This is a genomic window from Treponema denticola (assembly GCF_024181405.1).
Classification (GTDB): domain Bacteria; phylum Spirochaetota; class Spirochaetia; order Treponematales; family Treponemataceae; genus Treponema_B; species Treponema_B denticola_D.
On the sequence record NZ_CP051302.1, the window covers coordinates 1,275,870 to 1,293,577 of the forward strand.

17 protein-coding genes are annotated in these 17,708 nt (G+C 39.7%); 3 read left to right on the forward strand and 14 right to left on the reverse strand.

What is annotated here, in order from left to right; translation table 11 throughout:
- Positions 1-75 precede the first annotated feature (75 nt).
- The 11 genes from ruvA to ettA all read right to left on the reverse strand — a co-directional run bounded on the left by ruvA (position 76) and on the right by ettA (position 11,666).
- Positions 76-681, reverse strand: coding sequence for a Holliday junction branch migration protein RuvA (gene ruvA / locus HGJ18_RS06185; protein ID WP_253698210.1), 606 nt, complete (start codon positions 679-681; stop codon positions 76-78).
- Positions 674-1,210: a crossover junction endodeoxyribonuclease RuvC gene (ruvC, locus tag HGJ18_RS06190; RefSeq protein WP_253698212.1), complete on the reverse strand. Its 537-nt coding sequence runs from the start codon at positions 1,208-1,210 to the stop codon at positions 674-676. Before ruvC ends, ruvA begins: the two co-directional genes overlap by 8 nt.
- A 32-nt stretch (positions 1,211-1,242) precedes the next feature.
- The gene (locus HGJ18_RS06195) at positions 1,243-4,296 is read right to left on the reverse strand and encodes an insulinase family protein (RefSeq protein WP_253698214.1); all 3,054 of its coding nucleotides are present in this window, start codon (positions 4,294-4,296) and stop codon (positions 1,243-1,245) included.
- 77 nt (positions 4,297-4,373) lie between these two features.
- Positions 4,374-4,634 carry a hypothetical protein gene (locus tag HGJ18_RS06200; protein ID WP_253698215.1) on the reverse strand — a complete coding sequence of 87 codons (261 nt, stop codon included), beginning with the start codon at positions 4,632-4,634 and terminating at the stop codon, positions 4,374-4,376.
- Positions 4,606-4,908, reverse strand: coding sequence for a BrnT family toxin (locus HGJ18_RS06205; RefSeq protein WP_253698216.1), 303 nt, complete (start codon positions 4,906-4,908; stop codon positions 4,606-4,608). The genes HGJ18_RS06200 and HGJ18_RS06205 overlap by 29 nt, the downstream gene beginning before the upstream one ends.
- Before the next feature lie 98 nt (positions 4,909-5,006).
- Positions 5,007-6,134, reverse strand: coding sequence for a hypothetical protein (locus HGJ18_RS06210; protein ID WP_253698217.1), 1,128 nt, complete (start codon positions 6,132-6,134; stop codon positions 5,007-5,009).
- 5 nt (positions 6,135-6,139) lie between these two features.
- Positions 6,140-6,880 carry a WecB/TagA/CpsF family glycosyltransferase gene (locus HGJ18_RS06215; RefSeq protein ID WP_002675248.1) on the reverse strand — a complete coding sequence of 247 codons (741 nt, stop codon included), beginning with the start codon at positions 6,878-6,880 and terminating at the stop codon, positions 6,140-6,142.
- Positions 6,861-7,634, reverse strand: a complete 774-nt coding sequence (locus HGJ18_RS06220; RefSeq protein WP_253698218.1) for a 16S rRNA (uracil(1498)-N(3))-methyltransferase — start codon at positions 7,632-7,634, stop codon at positions 6,861-6,863. The genes HGJ18_RS06215 and HGJ18_RS06220 overlap by 20 nt, the downstream gene beginning before the upstream one ends.
- Entirely contained in the window at positions 7,634-9,130 is a 1,497-nt protein-coding gene (locus tag HGJ18_RS06225; RefSeq protein ID WP_253698219.1) for a S41 family peptidase, read from the reverse strand. The genes HGJ18_RS06220 and HGJ18_RS06225 overlap by 1 nt, the downstream gene beginning before the upstream one ends.
- A gap of 48 nt (positions 9,131-9,178) precedes the next feature.
- Positions 9,179-9,904: an HAD family hydrolase gene (locus tag HGJ18_RS06230; protein ID WP_366793591.1), complete on the reverse strand. Its 726-nt coding sequence runs from the start codon at positions 9,902-9,904 to the stop codon at positions 9,179-9,181.
- A gap of 13 nt (positions 9,905-9,917) precedes the next feature.
- Positions 9,918-11,666 carry an energy-dependent translational throttle protein EttA gene (gene ettA / locus HGJ18_RS06235; protein WP_002669676.1) on the reverse strand — a complete coding sequence of 583 codons (1,749 nt, stop codon included), beginning with the start codon at positions 11,664-11,666 and terminating at the stop codon, positions 9,918-9,920.
- Positions 11,667-11,805: 139 nt separating this feature from the next.
- Here ettA and HGJ18_RS06240 point away from each other — a divergent pair, with 139 nt between their 5' ends.
- The 3 genes from HGJ18_RS06240 to HGJ18_RS06250 are packed head-to-tail and all read left to right on the forward strand — an operon-like array spanning position 11,806 to position 14,098.
- A complete protein-coding gene (locus HGJ18_RS06240) occupies positions 11,806-12,249 on the forward strand; it encodes a hypothetical protein (RefSeq protein WP_253698222.1) in 444 nt (147 codons plus the stop codon).
- 21 nt (positions 12,250-12,270) lie between these two features.
- Complete coding sequence (gene rsmD, locus HGJ18_RS06245) at positions 12,271-12,822, forward strand: 16S rRNA (guanine(966)-N(2))-methyltransferase RsmD (RefSeq protein WP_253698223.1); 552 nt, start codon at positions 12,271-12,273, stop codon at positions 12,820-12,822.
- Positions 12,815-14,098: a glycoside hydrolase family 1 protein gene (locus HGJ18_RS06250; RefSeq protein WP_253698224.1), complete on the forward strand. Its 1,284-nt coding sequence runs from the start codon at positions 12,815-12,817 to the stop codon at positions 14,096-14,098. Before rsmD ends, HGJ18_RS06250 begins: the two co-directional genes overlap by 8 nt.
- A gap of 32 nt (positions 14,099-14,130) precedes the next feature.
- On the opposite strand, the gene HGJ18_RS06255 is transcribed toward HGJ18_RS06250, so the two are convergent.
- From HGJ18_RS06255 to mtaB, 3 genes are all read right to left on the reverse strand, one after another.
- Positions 14,131-15,063: a DMT family transporter gene (locus HGJ18_RS06255; RefSeq protein ID WP_253698225.1), complete on the reverse strand. Its 933-nt coding sequence runs from the start codon at positions 15,061-15,063 to the stop codon at positions 14,131-14,133.
- 31 nt (positions 15,064-15,094) lie between these two features.
- Positions 15,095-16,237, reverse strand: a complete 1,143-nt coding sequence (locus HGJ18_RS06260; RefSeq protein WP_253698227.1) for a hypothetical protein — start codon at positions 16,235-16,237, stop codon at positions 15,095-15,097.
- A gap of 63 nt (positions 16,238-16,300) precedes the next feature.
- A complete protein-coding gene (gene mtaB, locus HGJ18_RS06265) occupies positions 16,301-17,707 on the reverse strand; it encodes a tRNA (N(6)-L-threonylcarbamoyladenosine(37)-C(2))-methylthiotransferase MtaB (RefSeq protein ID WP_253698228.1) in 1,407 nt (468 codons plus the stop codon).
- Between the last annotated feature and the right edge of the window lies 1 nt (position 17,708).

Sequence of the window (17,708 nt, forward strand, 5' to 3'; positions counted from 1 at the left end):
CCTTAGATAATTTTATTATACCATATATTAAAGGATTTTGAAAGCCATAGCAACACTATAAAACTATTGTCTTTTTCAGCTCAAAGCTACGATTGAGCGTCTAAAAAGTTCTTCTTCGTTTTTAAGAGGATCGGAACCTGCGGCCTTCATTTCTTCGGCTATTTTTTCGACTTGGACGATTACGGATTTTCTTTCAAAGCCCATTTCGGTTAAGGCTGTAACGATGTCTTCATATTCGCAAGAAACGGAAGCCTGCCCCTTTGAGGAAACCTCGTTTAGATTGGTAAGTTTTCCTTTTAGGACAAGAATCATTTTTTGGGCAGTCTTTTTGCCTACTCCGGGAGCTTTTTGAAGGGTGTCAATGTCGCCCTCCTCCAAGGCTTTTTCAAGGGAAGAGGAATTAAGCCCCGACATTATCTTTAAGGCTTGACGGGGCCCTACCCCCTCAACCTTTGTAAGATCCAAAAACAAGGAGCGTTCTGCCTGATTGGGAAAACCGAAAAGCCTCATCTGATCTTCCCTGTGATAAAGCCATGTATAAACCTTTACCTCTTTTCCGACAGTGCCTAAGGCATCGAGGGCCAAGGCCGAAACAAAGATTTCCCACTCAATACCTGAATTTTCAACATAGACGGAATCGGTTGTTTTACCGCTTAAAATTCCTGAAATGCTGTTAAACATAAGCCCGTACCTCCCCTACATCTCCTAAATTTATTTTTGTAATGGCAGCAGCCAAGGCATCGGCCGCATGGTCAGGTCTAGGAATTTCCTTTAGACCTAAAATCAATTTTACGGCTTCCTGTATCTGCCTTTTTTCGGCTTGAGCAATACCCGTTACGGCTTTTTTAATGGAATTGGGAGCATACTCTCCTACCCTCACCCGCCCTTGAGCCAGAGCCAAAAGAACTACGCCGCGGGCTTCCGAAACGGACATTGCACTCGTTGCATTTTTTGCAAAATATAAGGTTTCGATTCCGGCCTCCTTAGGCCTGTATTTTTCAATAAGAGCCGAAACCCTATCGAAAATTTTTAAAAGCCTTTCCCCTTGGACTAAATGGGGCTCGGTACTTATTGAGCCGTATTCTATACACTCAAAGCGGTTATTTGAAAAACTTATAATTCCATAGCCCGTATTTGCCAAGCCAGGATCAATCCCGATAACGCAGGGGCGGAGATTTTTTTTGCCTGAAGCTGCTTTTAAAATACCCATTTAAAATTCCTTAAAGCCCTGTTTAGACTTTCTCAAACCCTCTCCGAAAGAAGGGGCTCGGGATAAAGTTCTTTTATAGTTTCTTTTTGGGCAAGAGCCGAATCGGAAGCCAAGACTACGGAAGAAAGGGAATCCCGTTGAACCGATAATTTTTTTGCACAATTACGCAAGTCCTCAGCCGTAGTTTCCAACATCTTTTCAACAACTTCTTTTTTTTCGGAATATGAAATACCCGAAAGAAGATCCCTAAAGGCTGCCGCCCCTCGTCCTGCAGGAGTCATAGGAATGATCTCCTTGCTGTATCTTCCCGTAATAAGCTTTTCTATCATCTCTTCCGAAAAGTCTTGGGTAAATGTCTCGTCTATTGAGTTTAAAAATTCGGAAAGAGAATTTATCGGGTTCGGATCCCTGTAGGAAACAAAGGCTAAAAGTTCTTCCAAGGACATAGGAACGGTAAAGGCACCGTAGGCTCCTCCTATGCTTCTTATCTTTTCCCACATCGGGCCACTTGAAAGCCATTTACACAGGATTAACTGTGAGGCTTGCTCCTTTGAACCGAAAGCTGCAGCCTTAAAAACCGAAACTGCAAAACCTACTTGAAGAGAAGCCGGAATAAGTTCCAACCTCTTTTTTTCGGAAGGCTTAAATTTAAATGGATTTTCAAAGACAATCTTATCGGTTTTATCGGGAGCCTTAAAACCTCTTAAGTTTTTTTCAAAGGCAGTTTTTAAAGCGGCCAGATTTTCTTTTGTACCGGTAACTTCAATAATCAAACCTGATTTTATAATCGATTTATATACGGCACTCAATTTGTTTGATAATTTATTCAATTCGGAATCAGCGCTTTCAGAGTCGGCTTTTTTAGAATTATCTTCCTTAACTTTTAAATAAAGCTCCCTCAAAAATTTAAGCTGACTTAATCCCGAAAGCATCTCTCTCCGTGCATTTTTTTCGGACAGGGGTGCACTAGCCCTAAGAAGAGCGAGGCTGTTTCCGTCAAGGGCGAGGAGGCTTTCAAAATCGTTTTTCCTCTGGGTTACCAAATCGTTTAAGCGTTTTTTATCGTCAAAAGAAATTTCGTTTAAAAACTGCAAAACAAAGCAGACAGCTTCAGGAATCAATTCGCCGAGTATCTTCCCTGAAACAAAAAGCCAATCCCTTCCGGCTATATCGGAGAGCCTTATCTTATCCGCATTTTTACATAAAGAAAGATTCTTGTTTGCCGTAAAAACACCGGCACTTGCCGAAAAGCTTCCAAGTAAATTTGCAAGCCTGGAAGAAACCTCGCTCCATACAAGGTTTTCGGTTCCCATTCCCGTAAGACAACTTGAAAGAAGGGGCAGATATTTATAATCTTCTTCGCTTAAACCGTCTACAGGAAAAGCCAATTGAAAATAACCTATCCCATTTGTAGGCTGCTCATGCATAACAAGGGGAACATTTCCGATAAAGGCTATTTCTTCATCTATCGGAGGCGGAAGAGGAGGCAGGTCTTTCTTTGAAAGATGGGGAATAAGGGCGAGCATTTCAGGGGAATCGCTTTTTTGTTTAAACTCGTTCATCCTCTCCTGCTCTTTGAGCATTGCCCTGCGAGCATCCTCAGTTAAACCTGCATTAAAATTTTCAGCCCTTTTTTCCAGACTTTCGTCCAAGCGTTTGCAAAAATCCGCATCGGGGTAAACTCTTACAAGAGCATGATGTTTATTCTTTATTAAATACTTTTCAATCAGTTTTTCGATGTATCTTTTATCTGAGGCAAGGTCTTTTTTTACCTTTTCAAAAACAGGAGTGTATTGAAGAGTTTTTTCGGGACTTACCCCGTATGTCCAGCCTGCCATAGCACGCTCCATCAGGTTAATGCCGAAGGGCCCGTAGTTTCTTCTTATTTCTCTATTGCTAAAATCTATAGAATGAACGGCCGTTTCAATCTCCTTAGGGTCGATTCCTTTTTTTACAAGCTCTTCAAGAGCATTAAGAATCAGCTTTTTAAAATCCTCATGCGTTCCCTTTTTAATTCCCTTCATTCCTATTGTTAGGGTAATGTTTCTAAGGCTTTTTCCTATGCCGTTATAAGGATAAAGGTCTTCCCCTATTCCCGATTCCAATAAGACCTTATTTAAGCAGGCTCCGCTGTGCCCGATTAAAACCTCTCCTATAAGATAGGCCTGCATAAGTTTTTCGGTATCCGAAGTTTCGGGGAGAAGCCAGTTAAGCATTACGGAATCCTTAGTCATCTCCTCGGCGGAAGCAGTATCACCTGCCGGAGCAGGGCCGCCGGCGGGGGCAGGTACCGAAAAGAAACGGGGCTCGGCATAGGGCTCAATCGGCGGCACAAAGGGAGGCTTTTCGGCAGCTTCAAATTTAGAAAGAAATTTTTCTTCTAAAAATTTCATCTGCTTTTCGGTCGGAATATTTCCCATTAAAAAAATTCGACAGTTTACGGGATGATAATATTTTTTGTGAAAGGTCTTGTATTCTTCATAAGTTAAATCGGGAATCTCCAAGGGAGAGCCGCCCGAATCCTTGGCATAGATGCTTCCCTGACAAATAGAAGCTGCTACCCAATCATACATTACCCCGTCAAAGTCGGAATAATTAGCCCTCATCTCGTTTAAGACAACTCCCTGAACGCTCATATTTCCGTTTTCGTCCAGCTCAAAGCGATGTCCTTCCTGCTTAAAAGCCCATTCGTCAAGGTTGGGAAAGAAGACAGCATCCCCGTAAACCGACATTAGGTTAAAATAATCGGCCTCAACCAAGGAGCTTGCGGGATAGACTGTCTTATCGGGATAGGTCATGGCATTTAAAAAGGTATTAACGCTCTGCTTTGCCAAAACCATAAAGGGGTCTTTAAGCGGGTAGTTTTTAGAGCCGCATAAAACCGTGTGCTCGATAATATGAGCCACCCCCGTCGAATTGGGAGAACTCGTCATAAAATTATATGAAAAAAGATTTTCATCGTCATCGTTTAAAATATGATAAAGTTCAAGCCCCGTCTTTTTATGTCTCGCATAAACGCCTACAGCATTAAATTCGGGTAAGGGATTTTTGCTTATAATTTCAAAGCCGTGAATAAGGTCGCTCATAAGGTCTTCCTAAGTTTAGATTTAATATCAGCCTTATTTTAAGAAAAAAAGTAGAAATTGTAAAGTATACCCGAATTTCAGCCCTGTGCTGCAACCGGATAGCCGTTTTGTCTGGCCCATCTCAAAATTCTGTTTACCGTATATTCGTTTGCAGAGCTTCCTATTTTTTTTAACCATGAAGCATTATCAATATCTATTGAAACCGATAAAGCCGATTGATTTTTAAAATGACCTTTTTCCCATTGTTCTTTTGTGATTTCAGGTATATCCGATAAATCAATTTCATGTGCCGTTATTTCTGCAATCCGCTCAGCCGTTAATAGTTTTTCTTTTTTCATAATACACCTCTTTTTCCAATCTTGTTGCTCTACGAGCTGAAATAAGCCGTATTTTACCGCGTTCGGTATAACATACAACAACTACAAGAATTCCGTCAACTGTACCAATTCCCACAAAGCGTTCTTCTTCGACAGAATGATTTATATCATATATTTCGTAAAAATACGGATCATCAAAAACAGGTAAAATTTCCGCAAAATCAATACCGTACTTTTTTATATTTATATTGTTTTTTTCGTTATCCCATTCGAAACGGCCTGAAGATTCTGTCATGCTCTACCCTTGATTGTATTTTACCTCCTTAAAAAGCATATGTCAAGGCATAATCTAGCTGTTCTCAATAATTACAAAGTTTCGCCGATCCCTAGGTTTCAGTCACCTATCTTCGATTTTAAATTTTCAAGTTCTTTTTCTTTTGTTTTAGTCTCGGCATCAAGGGTTTTATTGCTATCTTCAAGCTCTAAGCGTTTTGCTTGGATTTCTTTTAATTCGGTTTCGATATAGTCTTCCAATGACATAGTATCTCCGCCAAGACCGGAATCGAACCTGATTTCTTTTTTTAAAGGGCTTAAAATAAGTTTTATAAAATTTTCGGCCAGTTTTAAAACGGCATCATTCATAAAATTCGTTTCAAGGCCCTGACTTAAACGGGTTTGGTATTCTTGTTCACATAGATCTGCATATTGATTTGCCTTTTTTACCTCGGATTGGCCGTTTAAGATATTATAGGTTTTAATATTGTTTTTTATATCAACCCGCCTTATTTCGGCAACTTCTTTTACATGCTTGTTTTTACTTGCTCCTAAAAATTTAGGCTGAATATCCTTTATCCAAAGAATATTCGGAAAATCCTTTGATACGGTAATTTTAATTTTTTTTAAATCGACACCGAATTTTGCATCGATATCGTGGCTTAAAATAACAAGCCCTTCATCATAGTATTGATCGGCCTTTAAACCCATTCCGGTCGAAATACCGCTTAAATTTTTTCGATATAAGGTAGTCTGTTTTAAATTCGCTTCCAATAATCCGAGTTCCAATATTTCCTTAAAACTCTGCATATTCAATTGAGTATTTTGTAAAACTCTTAAACTGTCTTCTAAACCGCTTATTTCGATTGACTGCTTTTGCATGTTTATTTTATTGTCAAGAATTTCTTTTTCCTTTTCTTTTAATTCTTGATTTGCTGCAAGAAGTTTTATCTGAGCTTTGCGTGCCTCAATTTCGGCAAGCTGGCTGTCAGTTACCTCGTTAACTACCTTTTTATTTACAAAAGAATTAAATGCCGTCATAAGCGGAATCATTAGAATACAGGATAAAGCTGTTGACAATACTATTGCAAGCACAGCATTTATTTTTCTTAATTTTGTACTTGCAAAAAAGAGCACAAGAACAATGCCGATGATACATGCAGCCATGACAAAAAAAGACATAGTCATGCTGACCTTATCCTGCACCCTATAAAAAAACATCGATACACTCATTAAAAAGTTTTCCATAAAGTTTACCCTTTTCTAAACAGTCTATAAAATAAGAGCAAAATATTATACCAAATATAACCGAAAAAAGTAAATATTCTAAAAGGATTTTTAAGCACGGGAATTATAAAATCCCATCCGGAATTAAAAAGTTTTTCGGAGGGGCGTTTTTTAAATTTGGAAAAAATATCGATTAGGTTTGCATAGCGGATAAAGATTCCGGAATTAAAATGCTCCTTGTTGCGGTAAATCCATTTTCTTCCGCCGGGGACTCCCTTTCCTATAATGACTACGGAAGGAGCTGCTTTTGAAATAGCCGAAATAATATGGGGCTCCATCGATTTATGATAGTAACCGGCAAAGCGGCCAACCAAGCGCAGCCCGGGAAATGTGCTTCTAACGTTTTTTTCGGCGACGAGAAGACTTTCCTGCCGGCCTCCGAAAAGATAGAGGCTCTTATAGTGGGAATCTATTACGTTTAGAAAATCTATAACTACCGAAAACTGCTGTCTTCTTACGGGGACATCTTTTTTTAAAAAACGGGCACCGCGTATCAGGCTTTTTGAAACAGGCAAACAAAGAGCCGCTTCTTTAACCATATTTCTAAACTCTCCGTTGCGGCGTGCTCTAAGAACATCCCAGATAGTCATAAAGATAATCTGCTGCGGCCCTTCTTTATTTAAAAGAGACATCACGGTTTCTTCTATATCTTCTTCATGTAAAACATCAAGCGGAACATTTAAAAAATTAATTCTTTTTACAGCCACCTTTTTCCTCCATTATAACCTGAGCGGCCGCAATCGAATAAATTGCAGCCGTTTCGGCACGGAGCACATTTGTATTAAAATGCACTTCTTCAAATTTATGTTCTTTTAAAAATTCAATTTCTTTAGAACCTATGCCGCCCTCGCAGCCTATAGCAAGCACTATCACCTCGGTCTCGGCCGATAAGCAGTCAAAAAAACTAAACGAGCCTACCTTTTTTTCACTCAGCATTATAAAAGCGGTTTTCCTGTTCGCCGTATAGTCCAAAACCGAATCCAAAGCCGCTTTCAATTCTTGGGCAGGAAGAATTTTAGTATTTACAACGGAACCTGACTGCTGTCTTGCCTCTCTGATAATACGCTCGCACCTTTCGGTTTGATTTATGTTTTCTTTTTTTACAACAGAGAATTCTCCCAAAACAGGAACAATAAGCGAACAGCCGGCTTCTGCAGCCTGCCTCACTGCAATATCCATGTGATTCCCCTTTATAAGCCATTGCATTAAAATAATTTCTGCACGGGGTTTATAAGGTTCCGCATCAAAGGCAAATTCTTCCTTTAAGAGCCTAAGCTCTATATATTTTTTTTCGGTATTAATTTTAAAAACTTCAGCCGAGGCAGGCTTAACTCCATTTAAAGAAATCTTTAAAACCTGCCCTTCTTTAATTCTCCGCACGGAAACAAGATAGTTATAATCTTTTTTATCGAGCCGGATTATATCCTTATCCGGCCCTGCGGAAACAATCAGCTGCTTCATTATTTTTTATCTTCGGTTTTTGCCTTTTCTTCAGTTCGAGCTTTTTCTTCCTCCTGCATCTCAAAAAGAGTCTTCGTAGTTTTACAAAGAGCATTTACATCCTTTGTTCTTAAAAGATTTATTGCTGCCTGCAGCTGCTCATCATCTTCATCTATAACGGGACTTTCGTGAGAGCGGTAGTATTCAACTTTTACAAGACTTAAAATCAGCTCATGTCTTACATTGTATTCTTTACCAAGCTTTTTAGAAAAATCTACCATTTCATTTTTTGAAATAGAAGGCTTGCCCCTTGTAAAGTTTGCAATCTTAGAAGTCTTTAAAAGCTCAAGCACGCTCTTTTCTTCATCGGGTGTAAAACTAGGCCTTTTAACTTCCAAGTCGGGAAGGATTCCCTGCTTATTTATATTTGCCCCGCTAGGAGAATAGTATCTTGCTATGGTAAGCTTCACAAGCTCCTTTTCGCTCAAATGAACAACGCTTTGCACCAAGCCCTTGCCGTAAGAGCGGGTTCCTACAAGATAGGCTCTCTTATGATCCTTTAAGGCACCTGCCACAATTTCGGAAGCGCTTGCAGAACCTTCATTTATGAGAACAACTATGGGCATATCTTTAGGAAGTTTTTTTACGAATCGGCGGACATTATAAGTTTCGCTTGTGTTGCGGGCTCTTCCCTTTGTCGAAACCACAACACCCGATTCTAAAAAGATACTCGCTACATCAATAGAGCTTGTAATCAAACCTCCGGGATTATTCTTTAAATCAAAGATCAGCTTTGTACAGCCTTCTTCTTGTAATTTTTCTATAGCCTCGGTTATTCGTTTTGCCGAATTAGGATTAAACTCTATTAAACGGATATAGGCAATATCCTTTCCGATTTTTGTATACTTTATGGTAGGAACTTCAATTATTGCTCGTGTCAGTGTAAGATCAAACTTTAGGTTTTTTCCTCTAAGAACTTTTATTGTAACCTGAGTACCTTCTTTCCCCCGAAGCATATTTAAAACATCCTCCTGGGTAATCTCTTCGGTTTTTACTCCGTCGATTTCGATAATATAGTCTCCCGGTTGAAGTCCGGCCTTCCAACCCGGAGTCCCCTCAATAGGGCTTGCAACTTCAACATAGGCAGGACGCTCAGGGGTAGATACATTCGGTTTTGTAATATGAACACCTATACCTCCAAAAACACCGGTTGTAGTATCCTCCAAATCATGACCCGCCGTCGTATCCTTAAAAATATAAGAGGTATAAGGGTCTTGAAGAGAATTAAGCATCCCTTCCATAGCCCCCTTATATAAAACGGCAGGATCTATTTCATCTACATAATTTTCTTGAAGAAGTTTGTACACGGATTCAAGATATCGTAAATTTACATCGGCATTACCTGCATCGGATTCTGAATTAGATGTTGCAGGAGCCCTCTGCGGCATAAAAAAAATAGCCGCCAACAGAAGAGTTAAAAAGATAATAGTATTTATCCAAGTTATTCTTTTATTCATCTTTCTATTTTGAACTATATTGTAAATTTGTCAATAGGGTAAAGAATTTTAACCTTTGATCAGTTCTATCAGCTCGTCCCAATCGCTTATTTTGGTAAATTCAAAATCGGGAGAAATATGGTTTTCGTTGTCATAGGGACAGGCAAAACTGCTTGTATATAAGACAGGTTTTATTCCGAGAGCAGCTGAGCCTATAACATCGGCTCGCGGGTTGTCTCCGCAATACCACACCTCATCGGCGGAAAGGCAGGCTTTTTTTAAGGCTGCTTCAAAAAGAAGGCAATCGGGCTTTCTAAACCCGTACTCACTCGAAGCTATTATAAATTCGAATTTGTTTCGCGGAAGATATTTATTTATTCTTGCAGTCAGGGCTTTTTCCGAAAAAGCAATATTGCTTATGACGGCAGTTCTGATATTTTTGGCTTCCAAAAAGAGCAGAAGTTTTTCGATATTGGGCATTGCCCTGCATGGTGCCAGAGCTTCCCAAAAAAGGATTTCCAGCTCCGTGTAGGATAGGTTAAATTCTACATTAAGGATTTGAAAAAGACAATTATAAAAATTATGAGTGTGTATTTCTACATCGTTTTGTAAAGCCCGCGATTTTACCTTCTCAAAAATAGCCATTCCCTTTTCATAAAAGGTAATAAAATCTATTTTATCGGGATTTTTATGAATTTGAGCATAAAGAGCCTTATAGGCTCTTTCCAAATCAAGCTCTTTTTCATAAATAAGAGTATTCCCGTAATCGAATATAATCATCGCAGGGCTTTTCATAGGGTTAAGCCGTCTACCTTTCAAGCTTTCTGTAAACGCCTCTGTGGGGAGTATCGGCATCCTTACCGTATTTTTCGCGTCTCCATTCGGCGTATTCCGTCCAGTTGCCGTCAAACCATACAACTTCTCCGTCAGCTTCGAAGGCCAAGATATGGGAGCAAACTCTGTCCAAAAACCAGCGGTCATGGCTTATGACGAGGACTGAACCTGCAAAACTTTCAAGGGCTTCTTCCAAAGCTCGAAGGGTGGTAACATCCAAATCGTTTGTAGGCTCGTCTAGCATTAAAACATTTCCGCCTTCTTTTAGCATCATAGCCAAATTGAGTCTGTTCCTCTCTCCGCCTGAAAGTACACCTACCTTGCGGGACTGGTCTTGCCCCGAAAAGTTAAACCAAGAACAATAAGCCCTTGAGTTTACCTCGCGTACACCGGAAGAACCGTCCGAGGCTCCCAGCTTTATAATATCAAGCCCGTCTGAAAGCTGCTCCCAAACGGTCTTGTTAGGATCGAGTTTTTCTCTTGTCTGATCTACATAGCAAAGTTTTACCGAATCCCCTATTTTGATTTCACCCTCATCGGGTTTTACGATCTGCCTTTTTTGATCGGCTCCTTCCGGGGTTTCAAAACCTGCAGCCCCGACTATCATCTTAAAGAGGGTTGTCTTACCGGCACCGTTCGGACCTATAATACCGACTATTGCTCCCGCAGGAACCGAAAAATTAAGTTTATCAAAGAGGATTCTGTCGCCGTAATGCTTTGCGGCATTTTTAACATCTATAACCAAGTTCCCCAGCCTCGGTCCCGGCGGAATGGTAATCTGAGAATCCTTTATTTTTTCCTTTGAGCCTTGGGCTAAAAGTTTTTCGTACTCGTTGATACGGGCCTTGCTTTTGGCATGTCTTCCCTTGGGGCTCATACCAATCCATTCAAGCTCCCGTTTTAAAGCCTTTTGGCGTTCCGTTTCTCCCTTTTCTTCAAGGGCAAGTCTTTTTTGTTTTTGATCTAGCCAGCTTGAATAATTGCCCTTCCACGGAATGCCCTCTCCGCGGTCAAGTTCCAATATCCAGCCTGCAACATTATCCAAAAAATAGCGGTCGTGGGTTACGCAGATAATTGTTCCTGCATATTGATGAAGATGCCTCTCAAGCCATGCTACCGTTTCTGCATCCAAGTGGTTGGTAGGTTCGTCCAATAAAAGAATGTCAGGCTTTTGAAGAAGGAGCCTGCAAAGGGCAACCCGTCTTTTTTCTCCCCCTGAAAGCACATCGATTACCTGATCGGCGGGCGGACATCGCAAGGCTTCCATAGCAAGGTCAAGACGGCTGTCCAAATTCCAAGCATCTGTTGCATCCAGCTTTTCCTGCACCTTGGCCTGTTTTTCCATCAGTTTATCCATATCGGCATCGGGATCGCCGAATGCCTCGTTTATCTTGTCGAATTCCGCAAGAAGGTCTACCAATTCCTGAACCCCCTCCGAAACAACCTCGCGAACGGTCTTGCCGCTTTGAAGCTGGGGCTCCTGTTCAAGATAGCCTATAGTATAGCCTGGCGCCGAAGAAACTTCGCCCGTATAATCCCCGTCAATCCCTGCCATAATACGCAAGAGACTTGACTTACCGGATCCGTTAGAACCTATAACACCTATTTTTGCACCGTAAAAATAAGAAAGGCTTATATCCTTTAAAACCTGTTTTGTTCCATGGGTTCTTGAAACCCTATCCATCGTGTAAATAATCTTTTTATCGTCTACTGTCTTTGCCATGGTGTCAGTCTATCAAAGAACCGCTAAAAAAGCAAGGGGAAGAGAAAAAGGAAGGTAAGAATTAAAGCCGATAAATTTATCTTCCGAAAATAAAATAGAGCTGTAGTTTTTTTTAGTTTATTTTAAAAGGGGAAATAAGATGCTTCATAAGATTGTTTTTCAGGATAATTTGTTTCAAATAACCAGAATGTTGGACGTAATAAAGGACGGTCTTAATTTAGACCTTTCCGAAAGTATTTTTGCAGATAAGATGATGAGAGATATTTTATTTTTTGATGCGGCTCTTCAAAAACTCTTCAATCAGATAGAGCCTCAATCCCACTTGCCTGATTATATAGATACAATGAACTGTCTTTATTTTTGCATCAAAAAATATATGAGCGTTTTAAAACTCATCCTAACCGAAAAACTTGGAAGCGAATCTATTTTTAACACGGAAAAAACCCGTATTGAAGGTATCTACAAAAAGCATCAGGATTTTCTCGGCAAAATAAATATAGATATTTCCTATACGAATGTTGAAAATGAAACCTACAACATAGTTTCTCAAAATGAACTTTCAGAGTTATTGAACTTAGGATAGGTCTGTGCTATAATTATTCCCATGAGAATAACCGGCGGCAGTTTAAAAAACAGGCAGGTAGAATGCCCCAAGGGGATAATACGCCCCGCAATGGACAGAATGAGGGAGTCTGTTTTTTCCATACTTGGAGACCTTTCAGGTCTTTCTTTTTTAGACCTTTTTACGGGCTCAGGAGTCTGCGGTTTGGAAGCCTACTCGCGCGGAGCCTACCCTGTCTACCTTGTAGAAAAAGATGCCGATAAATTCCCCGTTTTATTAAAAAATGTTTCAATGGCAGATAAAAAGCTTGAATGTAAAAGGATGCCTGCAGAAACATTTATAAAAAGAGCTAAGGAATCCTTTGATATTATCTACCTCGACCCTCCTTTCCCCTATAAATTTCACATAGAACTTCTCGAAAAAATAGCAGAATCAAAAATATTAAAAGAAGGAGGCCTTGTGATGATGCACAGGCCATCCGAAAAGGCTATGCCTCAAACAATAGGCTCTTTGACAAAAAGCGATGAAAGAGTATATGGAAGATCTATCGTGGACTTTTATCGTAAAAAAATTCTGGGAGGAAATGATGTTTAAGTTAAAAGAAAATTTTTTACTTGGGGTTGCTACGGCTTCTACCCAGATTGAGGGAGGAAGGGTAAACTCCAACTGGAACGATTTTTGTGACCGCAAAATGACAAATGACGGCTCCGATGTCGCCCGTGCAAATATGCACTATGAAAAGGTTAAAGAAGACACCAAACTTTTAAAAAAGATGGGGATTCAAACTTACCGCATGTCCTTAGAATGGGCACGCATTGAGCCTGAAAAAGGAAAGTTTGACACTAAAGCCATTGACCACTACAAGGAAGAATTAAGCCTTTTAAAAAAAGCAGGTATAAGACCCTTAATAAGCCTTTACCACTTCAGCCATCCCATGTGGTTTGAGAATTCGGGAGGCTTTACAAAAAAAGAAAATGTCGAAGTTTTTTTAAATTATGTAAAGACCTGCATAAGCGCGCTTGGAAATCTTTGCAGCGACTATGTTACAATAAATGAACCGAATGTTTATGCAGTTCAGTCCTTCTTTTTAGGTCTTTGGCCGCCCGAAAAAAAATCGATTGCAAAAACTTTAAAGGTAATGAATATCCTCATAGCAGCACACTGCAAAGCCTACGATTTAATCCATGAAATACGCAAAGAAAAAGGCCTTACGGACACAAGGGTAAGCTTTGCCCACCACATGCAGGCCTTCCATCCAAAGGATAAAAATAGAAAAGCCGATCAAAGGGCGGCAAAAAGAATAAGCAAAATTTTCCAAGACGGAATTATGGAAGCCTGTTTTAAAGGAGAGTTTTCATTCCCATTTAAAAATATCCTAAACATAAAAAAGAAAAACTATGTAGATTTTATAGCTATCAACTATTATTCAAGGCAGGCAGTAAGGGGACTTTCTTACAAGGCCTTTGAAAACACACCTAAAAACGATTTAGGCTGGGATATTTATCCCTTGGGCCTAATCGAGTGCGCTCAAACCTGCTATAACTGCCTTCCCCTTCCGATAGTCATAAGCGAAAACGGAACCTGCGACAATAAGGATGAGTTTAGATGCCGCTATATTTATGATCACCTAAAGCTTATAAGCGAATCTCCCCTCCCCTTTGAAGCCTATTATCATTGGTGCTTTATCGACAACTTCGAGTGGAAAGAAGGAGAATCCGCCCGTTTCGGCCTTGTGCACTGTAATTACGAAACTCAAGAAAGGACCATCAAAAAAAGCGGGGAATTCTACAGCAAAATGATCAAGAAAAGAGGTGTCGATAAATCGATGGTAGAAAAATATGTTGAACCTTGTAAGTATAACGTAAAGTAAATTTATCAAAAGCCTTTGCGTTCTTGGAGCGCTTAGCAGTTTACTTCTACCGATTTCTTTTTTAAAAACGAAAGCTTTGTCTCGGAGATTATAATTGCAATAAAGATACAGGAACAACCGAGGGCTAAAGCAGGCGTAAATTTTTCATCTGTTAGAATTATCGAAAGAAAAATACTGAATACGGATTCAAGAGAAAAAATAAGAGCTGCCGTAGTCGGAGGCGTATTCTTTTGCCCCACAGCTTGAAGCAGGACGCAGAGGGCCGTACAAAGAACGGTTAAATAAACAAGCGTAAAAACAGACTGATAATTCCAAACGGTATTGGAATTATCCTCGAACAAAAGAGAAAAAATAAGGGCATAAGTTCCTGCAAAGGCAAATTGAGTTAGCGTTATAAGGGGAACATCGAGTTCTTCCATAAATTTAGGAAGAAGAACTATGTATACGGCAAATATAAAACTGCTTATAAGGGAAAGAACGTCTCCCCAGTTTATCCCCTTTTGGCTTTCCAAAATCAAATCCGGCATCGAAATTGCAAGGATTCCCGCAAAACAAAGAAAGGCAGCAAAAAGATTGAATTTGTCCGGCCTTTTTTTTAAAACCACAGCATTTACAAAGGGAACCAAAACACAATAGGTAGCCACCAAAAAAGAGCTTCGGCCGGGAAGCCCCCCTGCAGTAGTAATTGCAATGGCTTGCAAAGAATAACCGGCGAACATAATCAGCCCTAAAATCATCCCGGCCTTTACATAACGCTTATCAAGCTGTTTTAAACGCTTAAAGAACACGGCACAAAGAATCAGACAGGCAGGCAAAAAACGGCAAGCCAATAAGAAGTTGGGCTTAAAAAAATCGTTTGTGCTGCTTACTGCAACAAAGGTACTTCCCCATAAGAGGGTGGCTGAAAAAAGGGCAAGCCGTGAGAGAATTCTAATACGGCTGCCTGATTTTAATTTAAGAGACATAAGAATTCCTAAAAATAAATTACGTTAAAAATCAATATTCAAATGAAAAAGCAAAATCCAAGCCTAGTTTTTGTTTTTCCCAAGGTTTATTACCCAGCTCCTTCAAAAAGGCAGAAAAATCTATCTGAAAATAGGTAAAATCAAGACCGACTCCCAAATGCGGGTACAGCTCATACATACCCAACCTAAAACTCAAAACCTTGTGAAAAACTATTTCGGTTCCAAAGGATAGGTTGAGCAGAGGACTCCTATTTTTGTTAAAAATCGGCTCGAGAATATTCTGATAATCAAGATAAAATGACCATGAAGAAACGGTAGTCCATACATCGTCAAAAACAGGCATTGAGCCTATGCCTGCACTCAAATTAGGCAAAAGAGTTTTATATTGTGTTTTACCTGCCGTAATTGCCTTTTTATAATCGGAAAAATTATTATAAGGGGTTAAAAAGACCGGAGTATAAGCATCTTTACATGTAATACCTAAAAAAAAGTAGTTGTCATACTTATATAAAAAACCTGCATCCAAACCGATACCGCTGGCTAAAACAATATTTAAGTCCTGTAAACCTGAATTCACAACCAAGGCCATATCTGCCTTGCTCTTATTCAAAGCATAAGAAAATGTTTGAAAAAAGCCCTTCATCTGAAAGCCCAGCGATACCTTATTAACATCATCGTCATAAAGACAAATACCGTAGCCTCCGGTTACTAAAAGCTCTTCTCCTATTAAAAGTTTTTTCATTACAGTATTTTGTACATCAGCATGAAAAACGGTTCTATTAAAAAGGCCTACCGCAAAATTCCTATCGGCTAAGCTGAGGGCTAAAGGGCCCGTAGCAGAAAAGTCAAAATACTTACTGTCACCTTTGTAAAGATATTCCGCAAGGGTCTTTAGTTTTTCAGAGGCAAAGATAGAACCAAAACCTCCAAAACTATCTTCATTTGCATGGAGAGCAATCTTTCCTGCCGACCAACGTTTGGTCAAAAAAGGAAATATAGCCGGGTTTGTAAACAATGTCTCGGTTCCGGCCTGATATGTTGTAAAAGGTGCCCCCAATCCGCTTATGCGGGGAGAAACATATGAGGGAGTAACCGGTTCAGGCATAGAGATCTGTGCAAAACACGCCGAACCAACAATTATACACAAAAACAAAAACGCAATTACTTTCTTCATTTTTACCTCCGCTCAAATTCCCTATCTTTATTAAGCTTCCAAATAATTTTATCATAAAATACATTAATCCGCAAGATATGCATTTCCATCCTTTATGACAACAAAAAGACCCTCTCCGCCCTTATAGTTTTCGGCTTTCTTGTTCACTACTAAAGGAAGACTTAGATAATTTTCGGTTACAATCCTCAAATCCTCATTGTTTTGAGGTTTTTCGATAACGCCAAAAAACAACTTTCCGTTACAGGAGGCCAAATAACTTTGATAGTTTTTTCCGCTCAATTCCGAAAGAAGCGAAGCCCTTCTACCTGCTTCTCTTTCAGGAACCTTAGGTCTCATCGAAAAAGCCTTTGTTCCCGGGCGGGCCGAAAAAGGAAAAACATGGATACCGGGAATTTTTAATTCCTCACACATCTTAAATGTTTGTAAAAAATCCTCTTCTGTCTCGGAAGGAAAACCGGTAATAATATCGCATCCGATAAAAGGATTATCCTTTGCCTTGCGCAAATTATTTATCGCCCTTCTGATGTCGGCCTCCCTATAGGGCCTATTCATAGCCTTTAAAATTTTATCGCTTCCCGACTGTATCGAAAGATGAAAATGAGGGCAAATCCTTTTATTTGCTACAATTTCTAAAATGCCGTCATCTACACATTCGGGATACATGCTCGAAATGCGGAGCCTTATTTTTTTTGTGTTTTCCAAAAGCATGGCCAAAAGATTCGCAAAGCCTCCATAGGTTTCGTCCCTATATTGGGATAAATTTACACCCGACAAAACAACCTCTGCGGCTCCGTTTTTTTCTATTTGAATTATCCGCCTTACGGCTTCTTCAGCAGGCAGGGAAACGGAAGTACCGCGTGCAAGCCTTATTCTGCAATAGGCGCAAGCATTATTACATCCGTCTTGTATTTTTAAACTGGCTCTGGAATGAAAAACAAAAACGGGAGAGCTCAGCTTAAACATTGATTTTCTTCTTTCCGTTTCCTTTAGCAAAAAAGATTTATCCAGCCGGTCTTCTTTTGAATATATTTTATTTCGAAAAATAAGAAGATTTTTTTTAAGATTAACGGTATCTTCTTTTAAATCTTTATTTTTAAGGCAGGAATCTTTTAAAAACTGAGGAAGTCCATCAAGCTCATCTTTTTTTTTGCCCGAAAAGGCTATAATTCTTTTATTTATTTTTTCGATAGAATCGGCTTCAAGTTCTGCATAGCAGCCTGTAACAAGGATGACAGACTCTTCATGCTCCTTTAGTAAAAGGCGGATAAGACGGCGGGCTTTTTGTTCCGCCTTTCCCGTAACCGTACAGGTATTTACAATACACAGTTTTACAGGCAAAATTGAAGTCTCTGCTTCTTTTGAAAACACATCAAAACCGCATTCGGCAAAACGGACGGCAAGAGCCTCGGATTCCACCTGATTTAAGCGGCAGCCGAGCGTTTCTATTCTAACCGAAAAAAAATTACTCATG